Source organism: Microbacter margulisiae, assembly GCF_014192515.1.
Taxonomy (GTDB): Bacteria; Bacteroidota; Bacteroidia; order Bacteroidales; family Paludibacteraceae; genus Microbacter; species Microbacter margulisiae.
The window spans coordinates 1984260-1998676 of sequence record NZ_JACHYB010000001.1; the positions used below are offsets into that span (position 1 = coordinate 1984260).

A 14417-nucleotide genomic window follows, 5' to 3' on the forward strand; every position below is an offset into this window, starting at 1 on the left:
CTTCTCATTTTCAGAACTTCATTACCTTCTTTCGAACTGCCCGGATCGGATAGTTACGTCTTATCTTTCTGAAACCAGATCTAAAAACCGAGGTCTACAGTAACGCGGATGCCGCTTTTATCGATATGCGGATGATTCAGGTAATTCAACCGCCAGACATAATCAACCCGAAACAGATTAAAAATATTATCGATACCCACGCCGGCTTCCATATAAGGAGCCTTTCCCATGGCATACGAACCGGCAGGAAAATCAAATAATCCGTTGCTCAAGGCCGGGTTATTTTTTTTATCCAGTCCGCCATAGATACCACGAAAAGAGATAATCTCCCTCCACTTCAGATACCGGATTAATGGAATCCTGTTTAGTATCAAACCATTCATATTATAATTCAAATACCAGGCCACATAGTGATCATTGATAAACTCCATCGGGTTCATTAACGTAAATGCTCCGGGATGGATCGTATAGGCAAGGTTTGCAACAGGGATTTGCAGCAAAGGGAACGGGTCTTTTGTCCAAATCTTACCGGCTTGCAAAACCACATTGGCATCACCATAAGCTGAGAACCAGAATTTTTTTCGAAATCCCAGTTCGGTATAACTATAGTTATAATTAGAACCAAACACACCTTTTAATGCCATGGCATGCGAAAAGGTAAAAACAGGGGCATCGTGGGATATTGCACGACGATAGACCATGGTTTGATAAAACTTTTCGCCGGGTGCATACCGCAAACGAACCGTCGCTTCTCCCAGGGAATATGCATTGACAGGGGTATTGGTTGTGTTGTCAATAAATGGCATAAGCGTAGATGCATACTCGCGGCGGAGTAGGAAATCAAGCCCGTATGAAAAGTGGGAATAAAATTCCTGATTATAACTCAGCCCCCATTTGCGTTGATAGGTAAGGTTATTGCTTTGCCGCCGCTTCCAGGAGAAGAAGAAGTTATCCGCATACAGCATGTTTTGTCCCAGCCAATTGACATCATATTGATAAAACATGCGAAGTGAATGCACAGGAAATTCATTCGCCTGATGCTGTTTTTTATTAAATGAATATTCCGCCTGGGCCAGGTATTTCCACCGGTGATCTTTTGTGCCATACGCAAGGTATCCTTTTCCAAACCAATGATCATTTAATGCAGCTGTTGTGAGTCCGCCAACCCTCAGCCGCACACCTTCCGCTGAATTCTTACTGACAAAATTAAAAACCGGGCCTATGTCTACTTTGCTTTGGTGAGGCGATGTCTCAATAAAATCGTTGATAATAATAGATGCAGTTTTTTCTGCATAATGATAAAGACGCGCTTCGTGAAGCCGGCGCACCATATTGTGCACTTGCAATGCATTTGGACCTATCGTATTCAGCTTATTCGCTGACATATATTCAGCCAACTGCAAAGTAGTATCCGGTTTCAAAACGTCTCCCTGTCTCACCGTGGTGGAAGCAAAGGCTGGTGGAGGTGCAAACGAAGGATGCAAATAGACGTTTGTTCGCCGCGCATAGAAGTTGCCTCCCCGGGAAAGAACCGAAAACTCCACCGTCATATCATCATATGTGAGAAGCCTGGTGCCATCCGGCGTTCGCCTGTATCGTTGATCAATCCATAAGCTTCTGACATAATTCAGATTGATATTCTTCGGAATGCTTAATTTTACCTTTTTGACAAAATGAGTCGAATCGGTCGTGATATACAAATGTCCCACAAAACCTGTCGATTCGGAAGAGAAAGGAACGAAAACCACATCGGAACACCTATCTCCATCTACGGACACTGTATCCATCAAATAATATTTATAAAAACCAATTGCTCCGGTCGACAACGGGCTGACAAAACGTTTCAGGAAAAGAGGAATATCATTGACATATAAATCAACCGGTTTGAATATTTCCTCCAGAAAAGTATTCACCCCTTGCAGGGAAAGTATTCCCCTATCCAGACCTATATTATGATCGGCAAGCACTACCCGTTCTTTCCTGTAAGGCGACTTTTGATAATAAACCCTGTCAAGCCGTTGCCTCAGGATAACAGGGAGGATAGGCTTGCCCGTAATGCCGGATGTATCCACATAAGCATCAAGAAATTTGAATTGCTGAAACAAGACATTCTTCTTTCTTTCCGTTGAATCGACATCATTCAGTGCAACAACAATTTTCTGGTAATGATCATACTGGTAAAAAGGTTTTTGCAACGGATCATGTTTTTCCTTATTTTCAATCACCTGCCGGATCAATTCCACCGCCGGATTTCCCTTTTTACGGTATTTCTCTTTTCGTGGTTTGACAACCACTTCCGACATGGCGTAGGATGAAGGCGAAAGTAATATTTTATAAAACCGTTTAGCCCTGTTTTCCAGCAGAATTACTTTTCGGTTGTATCCTACCGACGAAACAATCAGAATCTGTGCCGACGAAGGATTCTTAAGCGTAAATCCGCCTGCATCATTGGTCAAAACGCCAATAGTGGTACCCTTCAGATAGACCGGAACAAAAGAGAGTGGCTTGCCGTTGATGGAATCCAGCACAACGCCCCTGATTGTTCGCTGCGCTTTTGAGTCAACGCATGACAATCCGTAAATAACAGAAAAAGCAAGCAGGTATAAAATATAGAATCTCATTGCTATCGGTCAAAATAAGATATGGTTATCCTGTATAAAGGTAACAGGTAATTTTAAAGGAAATCTAAACTGAAACTGTTGCGTTTTATTTTATGCCTCCATATGCAGCAAAACATAAATGCTTGTGCAGAATTTCCGTCTCACGGAAACCTGTCTTTTTCAACAACTCAAGCTGGAAGTTTAATGAGCGGGGTGAATCTTCCTTCGCGATATAATCCATCACTTTGTTTCTATAGGTTTCTCCACCATAGCTTTCCAGGTAATCACCATACTGTTCCCGGATATAATCATCTACCACTGTCGTGTCTTGGGCAATCAGATCCGAAATCATAAAGCAACCGCCGGGTGCAACCATCTGGTATATTCTGGCAAAGGTACGTTCCCAGTCGTTGTCGTCGCGCAGGTGGTGGAGCACCGCGCCGGCAAGTACAATGTCATATGTGTTGTCCGGTAAGTCAACTTCACGGATATCCCCCTGTATAGTATTCACCTGGCCTGAAGTCGCTCCTGAAACGCGCTCAAGTGCCCTCTCCAGCATCGGCGCGCTCAAATCAACCAATGTACAGTTTAGGTCAGGCAATTTCGAAAGCATCTTTAATGTATAGTTGCCCGCCCCGCAACCGATATCCAGCAAATGGACTGCCTTCGGATTGATCCTTTTGGCTGCTTCTGTGATAAGTTCCAGCGATAAGGTGGCATCTACCGTCGAAACTTGTCCCGTATCCAGATTCGAAAACCGTTCCACATCATGGTCAAACCGTTCCCTGATTTCCTCTACAGTTGCTTTGTTCATGTCATCAATTCATTTTTTCCTGTTTAACCACGTTGTTCATTTTCGTCAAATATACATGATAATTGCCATATTTCAATTGATGATGGTGATTTAGCAGTTAAGCACACATACGGCAGTCCACTCTATGCCTTTCATAACCAATAGCTTTAATTGATTTTTTATTATCAACCGTGAAGGTTCATTTCTAACTTCTGGTTTTCAGCACTGCTTTAGCTTCTGATTTTAATTGTTCACTGTCCATTGAATCCCACTTTCATCCCTCCCAGCAGCCTCAGCGCTTCCCTCAGGCGTTGACTGTGCTCCATGTTTTTAATAGGGGAAAGATTCAGTTTGTTTTTGCGTAGCTCATTGATCATCCCCAGTTCTATTTCTTCCTGATGAGGATAAAAAAGCCGTGCTACAATGGCCGTCTTCCACGAGTTACCATGCAGGCGGATAATATGTGGCGCGCTACGGGCGGGATGCAGGTGGAGATAAAACTCCTCTTCTGCTCCTTCGCGCAACACCCATGCCGATTTGTCGGAAAGAGTCACCACCCGGAACTCCTTGCCGTCCAGCCATGATAAAAAATCGGCGCTGCTTTCGATGCCAGCATGCTTGATGATTGCATTCACTTCGTCGAGTAATTGCGTGAATGTAAGACTTCCCGTGTAAACATCCACATAATTGTTGTTGATTGCCCGAATATGATCAACAGCATCCTGCATGTCGGGCATACCGGAGGAGTTATAAAGCAAACCCTGCAATATATCTTCCACCCAATGAAGATGATGCTTCCACGGGTTGAACCGGAACGGAACCGGTAGCATATTGATCAGTGACGTCTGATTCATAAGGAGAATGGATCTTACCTGTAAAGATACAAACAATCACAAGCTTCACGCTCCTTGCATAAGGTTAGGCGTGGCTGGCAGACATAAGTAATATACCCAAGAACGGAATCAGGTTTCCGGCCATGTGCACTATGATGGCATAGGAATGATTGTTGTGCTTCTCCTGATAATAACCGGCTACTAATCCCAGGCATGTTGCCGAGATTACCAACATAATCAATATTGCCGCACCTGCCCCGGTGGTAATTAAAATGAGGTGTGCCAGTCCAAATACCAGGGCACTAAGTATCACCGGCAAACTAAGCTTCCGTTTAAGACAGGCAACTCCTTTACCTTTCAACGGACTTAACAGATTCAATAGGAAACCACGAAATAAGAGCTCCTCCGCAATGCTTGCATAGATAAACACAAAAACGAAAACCTGCAAAGGAGTCATTCCGTTCAGGAGTGAAGCGGTTTCCTTACTGACACCCGTATGCCTAGTGACAATGGCTATCAAAATATTAAATACCAAAGAGACAGCCATCCCTATCAGGAGAGGCTTGGGGAGATACCTCAATTTTGGCCATGACAAGGCAAAGTGCAGATTTCTTTTCAGAGCCAGAATAACCCCTATGGATAATACAATCATAACCGTATCAACCGCAAACGCATTGATGAAGAAGTGGCTGTGAAGATGCGTATGTACGCCAATGATGTTTGCCACTGCGAATATTACCGCTGTAATCGCAAATCCGTACCAGAGTCGCTGACTGTTTCCCATTGGGTTTGATATTATGATGATTTACTATGCTTCGATTATTCTTATTACATCTCCTATCCCTTTTTCCGGCCCATAAAAATAAATCCATTGGATGTATGGCCATTCATGGTCTGAAACGTTATCCGTTGGTAATGCTCCTTCTTAAATTGTTCCGTCAACGTCGTGATCCATGACTCTTCATGATGCCGTAACACTGCACCTTCCGGCAGTTCAAAGACGCCGTATGTGTTATATTTACCGGCATACATTCTATATCGCTCAAGATTCCTATCATCGGAATTAATCAGAAAATCATTGATATAAATCATGCCGCCCGGTTTCAGCACCCGTATGATTTCATTGATCAGTTCTTCCTGCTTATCGTTGTCAATGATGCAGGTCAGCACGGCAAAAAGAATCACCAAAGAGACGGAGTCCGCTTCGCAGGCTATCTTGTTGTCCTGGCAGGTTTGTAAATTCAGATAGGGATATTCCCGTTGTCCACGCTGAATCATAGCGGAAGCATAGTCAAATCCAAGCAGATTCCGGTATCCATGCAGGTAAAGCTCGTTCAATGTACGTCCGTATCCACAACCATAATCAACGATGAGCGCCTCTTTATCAACAAACTTATCAATCAGACTCATATCAAGCCTGGTTGTAAACTCCTTATCATTCGATACTTTGTTCCAGTAATCGGTTTGATTTTCAATGTCCATTTCTTTTATACCCGCTAATATTCTTTAAGGCAAACTATTGGATATTGCCATCACAGTGCCAAAGTTTTGCCTTCCTCACCTTGGAAGAAAGCTTACCATTTCACTGGGAGTTCCCCATCCATAGATGTTGCCACCGCTTACGCGGATACAGATTTCCTTTGCGCGGGGAAGATCCCTGAGTTCCAGCTTTTTTAGCGATACGTAGTCGAAAACGGCTCTCCAGCTATCCGGATCGTCAGGAGTCGTGGTGATCTCCACCTTGTAATGGTCGGCATCGGCCAGAGGCTCCACAAAGATCTTTACACTGCATGCCGTGTTGCCATCTTTCACCCTCCTAATCACCGCTTTGCCAGGGATTGACCGCAAAACAGGATCATTGTTGCAATCGAAACCCGAAAGCAGGATGGTCTTCCGGTCTCCCTGTGCAACCTTGTTGACATAAAAGATTTCTGCCTTCAGCAGGGCTCGTACGACAACTGCCTGGTTTTTTACATTCAGATTTATTAACCTGCTGCCATTTTTCGCTGCTATAGAGGCTGACAACTTCTCAGCTTCAGCCTCCAGCAATGCCGGGGCAGGATCGGGGGCAGGGAAAATATCTTTATGTGCTTCCAGATGGGCAGCTACTCTTCCACCCAACTCGGCAACTGCCTGGGGGTTTTTGTTTCTGAGATGCAATACTGCGGCGTAGGTTATCATGCCATATTCATTTTTCAGGGTTAATCATTTTGAAATGTACAAGACCGGTTATTCTTCGGAGCGAATCGCAAGAATGAGCACTTCATCAGACTTGACATAAACAAACTACAAAACTACAGAATAAGGCGTTTCTCTGCAAATTTTTGGCAACTAAGTTGGTAAAGGATTATAATCCTTTACCAGGTGGTAGTGTACAAATGGGTTTCCCTGCCTCATTAAATTATCCGATAGGAGATGATTTCCTTTTAGCGGACGCTAAAACTTTTTGTGCTGGCATCCCTTCACTGTTAGCGGATGCTAATTTATATTTAGCAGACGCTAAAACATTTTGCGAAGGCCTCCAATTTCCTTAAGCGGGCGCTATACTATTTTGCAAAGGCCTACCATTCTCTTTAGCTGGGGCTAAATTATTTTGCGAAGATATCCTATTTCCTTAAGCGGGCACTAAATAATTTTGCGAAGGCCTCCTGTTCTCTTTAGCGGGTGCTAAAACATTTTGCAAAGGTCTACCATTTTCTTTAGCGGACGCTAAATCATTTTGTGAAGATATCCAATTTCCTTTAGCGGAGGCTAAGCTATTTTGCGAAGATATCCTATTTCCTTTAGCGGACGCTAATTATCTTTTTGTGGCATCTTTTTCTCCTTCAACAGCTTCAACAGTAGTTTATGCAGGCAACTTTCTGCAATGGATTCATGCATTGTCGTTTTTATTCAGCACATCGTGTCAGGTTGAGGGTTGGATTAAAAATCCAAAGCGAAGGTGCGGTTCTACCACACACTCACTTCGGATAATGTTGCTTTTACCCTTCAAACTAAGGGCATTTACAACCGAGCTCTTTGAGTACCTCTGCGACCTTCTGTTGTTTTTACTCTTCAAACTAAGAGCATTTACAACTGGAAGTTACTTAGTTACAATTGATTCAACGTTGTTTTTACTCTTCAAACTAAGAGCATTTACAACAAAACACATTGCAAAAGTCCTTCGCTCTAGTTGTTTTTACTCTTCAAACTAAGAGCATTTACAACATAAATCTCATAAAATCTTACGGACAATTGTTGTTTTTACTCTTCAAACCAAGAGCATATACAACAAACTTTCTGTGAAATACATGGTAGAGAAGGTTGTTTTTACCCTTCAAACTAAGAGCATTTACAACGTCGAAAGAATGGCGAATCGGTCGTTTAGTGTTGTTTTTACTCTTCAAACTAAGAGCATTTACAACAGGCCGCGTTACGGTAACAATTCCAAAAGGGTTGTTTTTACTCTTCAAACTAAGAGCATTTACAACATTAGCTTGGCACTGGATGCTACTACATGAGTTGTTTTTACTCTTCAAACCAAGAGCATTTACAACCGAGCTCTTTGAGTACCTCTGCGACCTTCTGTTGTTTTTACTCTTCAAACTAAGAGCATTTACAACAATTAGCAATCTTACAACGATTAATGTATTGTTGTTTTTACTCTTCAAACTAAGAGCATTTACAACATGATACTTAATGGAACTACATTTAAGACAGTTGTTTTTACTCTTCAAACTAAGAGCATTTACAACTCTGGCAATGCGGGGAGGAATATGCAAAAAGTTGTTTTTACTCTTCAAACTAAGAGCATTTACAACTTATCTATGAAAATACTAGGCTTTAACATTGTTGTTTTTACTCTTCAAACTAAGAGCATTTACAACGATATGAATATAAAAGAGGGCAACGCACTGTTGTTTTTACTCTTCAAACTAAGAGCATTTACAACGTTGTCGGTGATAAATACAAGATCACAGATGTTGTTTTTACTCTTCAAACTAAGAGCATTTACAACAATTCGAGACAGATTTGATTCCATTACCTAGTTGTTTTTACTCTTCAAACTAAGAGCATTTACAACATAGTGTTGTTTATACTCTTATCATTGAATATGTTAAGTCGTATTTTCAAATAGCGTATGATCAGAAGCTGTCAACTATAGCCTCTGTTTTGCGTTTAAATACAGCAGCCAATTGGCTTGCGATTCCTTTTGGTTCAATGTTCAGATTCCATTTTACAGCTACTTCTCTATGGGGAAATTGATTGTGTGAAAAACTTTTACGTACCATATTAAGGCACCATCGCTCTTCTTCTGTAATCTTCCCTTTGTTGGTCAGCCATTGTAAATAGGGCCGATGTTGGATATTACCTGTTTTGTAATTTCCTTCCATATCCGTAAAGAGGTTTCTGATACTCTCGGCATCTTTTTCAATAATCGCTTTTTCAAGACGGAACACCGCATCGAACACCTCCTGCCGGGCCCGGTTGTAATCGGCAAGCTCATAGCGCAAAGCCTCAACGTCGATGGTGGCATCGGGTATATAGGCTACAAGTTCGGGCAACCGGCGGTCGTATGCAAAGCGATGCAAGTCATTGATATTTTTAAGCTGCATTGTAGCCGTGACAGTCAGATTTGCTTTTAACGATTGTGCTTCTCCTGCCTTATTTCCCTGTGTGTCATAATTGAGGTTATAAGAAAAGATGTGTGTAATATGGCGGAGTTTTGTCAGTTCTTTGTCAATGGTTGCAAGTTTCAGTTGTTCATCTCCCGGGCTCAGTTTTTCGGCCATCAACAACAACATACGATCATCTTCAGCCGTTACCCTGATCTCCTGTTCAGTTCCGTGCAGGGTACGTTTGAATACTTTTTCAACTTCGGCCATGGTTAATGGTTGCAGTCGTCTGTCTTTTTGCATAGCGCTCCGTCTTTCAGCGGATAATCGCTCGAAAGCCAGAGATAACGGATAGTGGTAATAATCAGAAAACCTCGACGCAGAACCGGAAATAAAACGTATCTTTTCTCCCTTGATTTCGTAACAACGCTCGCCACCATAGAACGGTTGTATGCTGTCGTCCCGCATTGTCCACCACATCTTCAGCAATTCATTGTATTTTGCATTCACCGGTATGGGTACCCCTGTTTCGGTTAGTTTGCTTTTCAACAGTTCGCAAAGTTTTCCGTCAAAAAGATTGGTCGGCAAATCTACCGGACGTTTGCGGTCGTTCTCATTCCGTCCTTCATTTATGTTCTTCAGCCATGCTTTCAGATCATATTGTTCTTTCTCTTCCCATTGCCGAATTGTATAGGGAATATTCTCCCTGTTATCCGGTATTTTAATAACCGTAATATTTTTCTTTACCTTTTCATTCCACTCTATCGTCTCGAAAGTACTACTCATCCAGGAGCCATTTTTGTGTTTTTGTTTTCCTGCTTTTGTATAACCGTCGGGGATTTGTTTATCCACCTTTTCTTTGAGATACAATTTATAAAATTCAGAAGTACTGTTGATTTGTTCAAGATTGAGCTTCTTCAGGAAAGGATGCCCACCGGGCGCATTCATGTTCAGCTCACGAACCAACGCTATAAACTGTTGTTTTTTGTCGGCATTAGCATACAATGCCAGGCACTCCTGCATCTTATCATAATAGACAGAGGTAATTTTCTTTTTCTTATCCCCAGAGACGATCATGTCCACAATGTCGCGGGCAATAAATGTGGCCATCTCTCCAATCTTGGGTATTTTTATTTCCGGATCGTCATAATGCTTTGTTAATTGCTTAAGGCGCTTCCGTCCATCCCGATTCATCCGTTTGATGCGCTCGGAAACTGTCTTTGTATCATTCACATCATTTATATTCAACCAATAGTTGATGATTTTCTCCGGGATCTGTTTGTCATTAAGCCCATAAGGAGCAAGTATCCGGTTTAGTTCATCTTTTCGATCGTGTGGGTAGAAGCTCGCTCTGCCTGAGTAGGCCCGGCTCTTTTTCGTATCGCATTGTTTCTGAAATTCAGACCACTGGTTGGGCAGTTTGCCTTTAACCTCTTCAATAAATGAATAACTGAACAGTTTTTTGGAAGCAAGGCTGCAAAATTGATGAATTAATTTCCTGGATGCTCCGGGTTGCAGGTATTCCAGTAAAATGATTTTTGAAAGTTCATGCAGGCTAAGGAACGCGTCAGGTTGCGGTTGTTCCAGATTGACCTGTACCTTGTTGTCAGGTTTGTTTTGTAATGGTATTACTGCTGGCATTGCTGGCATTGCTGGCGCGAAGGACAATCCAATCTTATTGATATCCGTATTGTAATGAGGTGCAAATTGTTCAAACCCGGGTGTTAACCCATTCAAATCTATTTGCTTTTGAACGGAGTCTTCATCATTAAAAGAATTGAGGCGTCCAAACGCTTTAGCGTTTTCAATTATGGTTCGCGGGATATTTTCGCCTAATACCTTCTTGGAATATTCAGCTAACTGATATTTGCCAAGGTCTATCTGAAAGTATATTTCTGGCCAAAGATTTTTCTCTTCAATAAACCGCATGGCGAAATAGGGGAACCGGTTGCTGTGGCGAACCCGAACGGTGAGGTTCTCAATATATTGCTCATAATCGATTGAATCAAGGATATTCTCACGCTCTTCATCGCTTATGCTATTGGCAAGCACCTTTTCTATTTTTTGATCTGTCAGTAAAGGACGAAACTCTTTTTTCCCTTCTTCGCTCAATACATTATATAATACTTTCGGGCAACGGGTAAGATCGTTAATCATGTCGAGCAACAATGCCTGCCCAGGGTTATCACTCAACAACTTATCATGAGGAAGCTTTACACAGTAAGTCATCAATACTTCGCGGGTAGCAATAAATGGTTTGAATTGCGTCCCTTTCAATCCTTTTACCTTACCAATAAACTGAAAAGCATTCTCGCGGTCAAGAAACATAGCAATCAGAAATACAAATCCTTCGGTTGTAATCGTATTTCCGTCTGCTATCATCTGTTTTGATGCTACCAGTTCGAAATCTGCACTATCCAGCACATTCTCAAAACGCTTCTTCGTGTATTGAATCGCCCGTTCAAAACTCAGCTTCAGAAAAGCAGCAGTCGCGTCTGATACTGTCAGCTTTCTCTGATCTCCTTTTTCGGTTGAATAATAATGGGTATAGTCATTACGAAACTCCTGTATGTCTTCCCAAACTGACTTCAACATATCGGACATACCTTCTAAGTCTTTTCCCTCGGCAGAAGTGTTTTTCTTTTCATCTTCAGGCAAACGTTCCGCATCAAATTGTTTAATCACTGGCATAAAACGAATGAGCCTTTCATATAACCAATTATAGCTTATGTCTGACAATCCCTTTTGCGCAATAAAACAATTTTTAATTTGACCATCTTCCCGTAACTCTCGTTTCTTAAATTCCTTAGCCAGATAATTATTGATACTGAAAATATTCAGACGGGCTAAATTCAGGTAAGCTCCAAAATACTGAGGATCGTCTGTTAAAGTACGGCGTCTGTTTTCGTCAGTTGTGTTTTCATGTATTTCCATAATGCATATATGTTAGATTTACTTGCAACAAATAGTTCGTATAGCTCAAGACTTCAATTTATTATTGAGTCCACTACAAACGTACAAATTATTTTTATTAAAATGCCATATTCTTTTTACAAGAGTCCTGTTCGAGGATTTCTCTTGATGAAAAAGGGAAGCATTTATCTGAGTGGAAATACAATTTGAATTGTTTCTTCACGAAAATAAAACAACCGATGAATGGACACTCAATACAATCTATTCATCATACAAATCACAGTGCAGATATTGGGTTATTATGCAGTTTGATTACGCTTCCCATTCATCCACCGTTATCACTTCGGCCTGGCGGGGAAACACCTTGGTTGTAAGCACATGGTGCACTTCCGGGTCGCCATCGGCACAACCGTCAGAGAGCACGGTAAGTTGGTAGTCCTTATCGGCAGCTTCGCGCAACGTGGAAAGCACCACGCCGCTGGTGGCAATGCCGGTCAGAATCAGGCGATGGATGCCCTGTGCCCGCAAAATCACTTCAAGATCACTTCCTGTGAAGGCGCTTACGCGGTGTTTGGTCACCACCACCTCTTCCGCCAACGGAGCAATGGCAGGTTCAATAGCCATCCATTCGTCCATGCCCACATGGGAGAGCCGTTCGCGCATAGCCTCAAAACGTTTGTTGTTCACGCTGACTTCGGGCATGCCTGGACGGAAGCCGACAATGACATAAATCACGGGAATACTTTTTGCACGGGCATGTGCGATGGCCTGCGCCACTTTGGAGGTAAAAGAGAAAGCGTCCGGCAGGTTGCGGAGAATGGCGACCTGCATATCCATCACGAGAAGAGCGGTGTCGTTGTTGTTGGTTTCCATAACGAATGTTTTGTAAGAATAAATGGTTGGTTTGATATGAATTGTTGTGAGTTATAAATAAAAAGCAGATCAATGGGTCGTCTCCCCTGCATTATCAACAGAGGAGATTCCGGCCTGGTTCCTTTTCAGAATCCGGATAAAGACAGCAGCAATCGCCAGGGCAATTATTCCCTGAATAAAAAGTGTATTACGTGCTCCTATGTGTTGTGACAAACCGCCGATGAGCAAACTCCCCAGCGGCATCATACCCGCCATAGCCATAATGAGGTAGCTCATCACCCTCCCCCGCATCTCGGGGATGGCATCCATCTGTGTAATCGTAAGGCAGATGGTAGTCTGTGACATCGCTCCGAAGCCCACCAGAACAGCAAAAACCATTGCCAATGGGAAATAGCCAAGGTGCGAAAACGACATAAGTCCGATGCCAAACACGGCGGTATTGATCAACAAAACAGTACGGAGGTTCACGTTCGGCTTCAAAGAGGCCAGGAAGAAAGCACCGGCAATAGCCCCTACACCGATAAAACTACGGATATACCCGAAGGTTGTGGCATCACCCCTGAACACCACTTTAGCAAACACCGGAAGCAGTGTGTCATAGGGCATCACCAGGAAATTCATCAGGCTCACCATCAACAGTATCATACTGATCGAAGGTGTTCGCTTTAAATAGGCAAATCCGCTTGTCAACCCGGACAAAATTCCTTTAGAGACAACCGGCAGTTCCTCTTTCGGTAATTTCATCAGCAACAACGAGGTGATCACGGCAACAAAACTCAGGGCATTCACCAGGAAACAGATGCCTACTCCCAGTTTTTCGAGAATGATCCCAGCCAGGGCAGGACCTACAATCCGCGCGAAATTTACCATGGAGGAGTTCAATGCCAGCGCGTTGGGGAGATCTTCCTTGTCGTTGATCATCAGATGCACCATCGGTTGCCGGGCGGGAGAATCGAAAGCATTGATAACACCAAGCAATACGCTCAGCGTCAGCAATTCCCACACTGCATAATTTGTGGCAAGCGTCACCACCGTGAGCAACACCGCCTGCACCATCGATGCCGACTGCGTGATCAGGAGAATGGTGTAACGATTGTAACGGTCGGCCACAATGCCACCGGCCAGCGAAAAAAGGAATCTTGGAAAGAGCGTCGCGAAGACGGCCAAGCCCAGCATAAAAGTTGAATGGGTCATGGTATAGATCACCCAACTGATGCCCGTACCCTGCATCCAGGTACCGACCTGCGAAATCGTCTGCCCCGTGAAAAACAAGGCATAGTTTCGGTTCCGGAATGCCCTGAAAGTGCTGATCTGTTTTGCTCCTGCCATAATGTTGAAGTCTGTTCGCTAACCTTTATATTCTACCAATTTATGCAATACGGGTAATGCTTTTTCGAGCAATGCTCTCTCCTCTTCGGTAAGAGATTGGGTGATCACACCTTTCAACCATTCTTCGCGGTCATACTTGGTCTGATTCACCATTTCGCGTCCGAACGGGGTAATGGAAATATACACTTTGCGTTTATCGCTTTGGGAAGGAGTGCGGACAATAACACCCTGATCTTCGAGTTTCTTTAAGATCTGGGACATGGATTGCGTCTTCACGCGGGTCAGGGCAGCAAGTTCCGAAGGGAGCAACATTTCATTGCGTAGCAGGTGCCTGATTGTATCTATTTCGGTCATCGAATAGGCGTCAACAGAATACATTTGTTTGCGCAAACCTTTGTGTAATGCCGAAATCACTACACGTAACGAAGAAGATAATGATGAAGGATCCATATGCGTAATATAACTTGTAAGTTTACCTTAC

At 43.0% G+C, this 14417-nt stretch carries 11 protein-coding genes and 1 CRISPR repeat array; of the genes, 1 reads left to right on the plus strand and 10 read right to left on the minus strand.

Features of this window, described 5'->3' with window-relative positions; all coding sequences use genetic code 11:
- Positions 1 to 80: 80 nt before the first annotated feature.
- From FHX64_RS08100 to FHX64_RS08125, 6 genes are all read right to left on the minus strand, one after another.
- Positions 81 to 2621, minus strand: coding sequence for a DUF5686 and carboxypeptidase-like regulatory domain-containing protein (locus tag FHX64_RS08100; RefSeq protein ID WP_183413275.1), 2541 nt, complete (start codon positions 2619 to 2621; stop codon positions 81 to 83).
- Positions 2622 to 2706: 85 nt separating this feature from the next.
- A complete protein-coding gene (locus FHX64_RS08105) occupies positions 2707 to 3414 on the minus strand; it encodes a class I SAM-dependent methyltransferase (protein ID WP_183413276.1) in 708 nt (235 codons plus the stop codon).
- Positions 3415 to 3644: 230 nt separating this feature from the next.
- Positions 3645 to 4247, minus strand: a complete 603-nt coding sequence (locus FHX64_RS08110; RefSeq protein WP_183413277.1) for a hypothetical protein — start codon at positions 4245 to 4247, stop codon at positions 3645 to 3647.
- Between the two features lie 64 nt (positions 4248 to 4311).
- Positions 4312 to 5010 (minus strand): CPBP family intramembrane glutamic endopeptidase, encoded by a 699-nt coding sequence (locus FHX64_RS08115; protein ID WP_183413278.1) that lies wholly within the window; start codon positions 5008 to 5010, stop codon positions 4312 to 4314.
- A gap of 53 nt (positions 5011 to 5063) precedes the next feature.
- Entirely contained in the window at positions 5064 to 5708 is a 645-nt protein-coding gene (locus tag FHX64_RS08120; RefSeq protein ID WP_183413279.1) for a class I SAM-dependent methyltransferase, read from the minus strand.
- Between the two features lie 75 nt (positions 5709 to 5783).
- Entirely contained in the window at positions 5784 to 6407 is a 624-nt protein-coding gene (locus FHX64_RS08125) for a hypothetical protein (protein WP_183413280.1), read from the minus strand.
- A 143-nt stretch (positions 6408 to 6550) separates the two neighbouring features.
- Between FHX64_RS08125 and FHX64_RS08130 the strand changes: the two genes are divergently transcribed.
- On the plus strand, positions 6551 to 6760 hold the full coding sequence (locus FHX64_RS08130; protein WP_183413281.1) for a hypothetical protein: 210 nt from the start codon (positions 6551 to 6553) through the stop codon (positions 6758 to 6760).
- Between the two features lie 440 nt (positions 6761 to 7200).
- A CRISPR array of direct repeats spans positions 7201 to 8289; the repeat unit is 36 nt; unit sequence GTTGTTTTTACTCTTCAAACTAAGAGCATTTACAAC.
- Positions 8290 to 8350: 61 nt separating this feature from the next.
- On the opposite strand, the gene cas13b is transcribed toward FHX64_RS08130, so the two are convergent.
- From cas13b to FHX64_RS08150, 4 genes are all read right to left on the minus strand, one after another.
- The gene (cas13b, locus tag FHX64_RS08135; RefSeq protein ID WP_183413282.1) at positions 8351 to 11755 is read right to left on the minus strand and encodes a type VI-B CRISPR-associated RNA-guided ribonuclease Cas13b; all 3405 of its coding nucleotides are present in this window, start codon (positions 11753 to 11755) and stop codon (positions 8351 to 8353) included.
- Between the two features lie 291 nt (positions 11756 to 12046).
- On the minus strand, positions 12047 to 12607 hold the full coding sequence (locus FHX64_RS08140) for a cysteine hydrolase family protein (RefSeq protein WP_183413283.1): 561 nt from the start codon (positions 12605 to 12607) through the stop codon (positions 12047 to 12049).
- A gap of 69 nt (positions 12608 to 12676) precedes the next feature.
- Complete coding sequence (locus FHX64_RS08145) at positions 12677 to 13936, minus strand: MFS transporter (protein WP_183413284.1); 1260 nt, start codon at positions 13934 to 13936, stop codon at positions 12677 to 12679.
- Between the two features lie 18 nt (positions 13937 to 13954).
- The gene (locus tag FHX64_RS08150) at positions 13955 to 14386 is read right to left on the minus strand and encodes a MarR family winged helix-turn-helix transcriptional regulator (protein ID WP_183413285.1); all 432 of its coding nucleotides are present in this window, start codon (positions 14384 to 14386) and stop codon (positions 13955 to 13957) included.
- Positions 14387 to 14417 lie beyond the last annotated feature (31 nt).

Bases quoted from the DNA above. Each gene is read 5' to 3' on its own strand.
- FHX64_RS08100 (WP_183413275.1), bottom strand. From the start codon at position 2,621: ATGAGATTCTATATTTTATACCTGCTTGCTTTTTCTGTTATTTACGGA.
- FHX64_RS08105 (WP_183413276.1), bottom strand. From the start codon at position 3,414: ATGAACAAAGCAACTGTAGAGGAAATCAGGGAACGGTTTGACCATGAT.
- FHX64_RS08110 (WP_183413277.1), bottom strand. From the start codon at position 4,247: ATGAATCAGACGTCACTGATCAATATGCTACCGGTTCCGTTCCGGTTC.
- FHX64_RS08115 (WP_183413278.1), bottom strand. From the start codon at position 5,010: ATGGGAAACAGTCAGCGACTCTGGTACGGATTTGCGATTACAGCGGTA.
- FHX64_RS08120 (WP_183413279.1), bottom strand. From the start codon at position 5,708: ATGGACATTGAAAATCAAACCGATTACTGGAACAAAGTATCGAATGAT.
- FHX64_RS08125 (WP_183413280.1), bottom strand. From the start codon at position 6,407: ATGATAACCTACGCCGCAGTATTGCATCTCAGAAACAAAAACCCCCAG.
- cas13b (WP_183413282.1), bottom strand. From the start codon at position 11,755: ATGGAAATACATGAAAACACAACTGACGAAAACAGACGCCGTACTTTA.
- FHX64_RS08140 (WP_183413283.1), bottom strand. From the start codon at position 12,607: ATGGAAACCAACAACAACGACACCGCTCTTCTCGTGATGGATATGCAG.
- FHX64_RS08145 (WP_183413284.1), bottom strand. From the start codon at position 13,936: ATGGCAGGAGCAAAACAGATCAGCACTTTCAGGGCATTCCGGAACCGA.
- FHX64_RS08150 (WP_183413285.1), bottom strand. From the start codon at position 14,386: ATGGATCCTTCATCATTATCTTCTTCGTTACGTGTAGTGATTTCGGCA.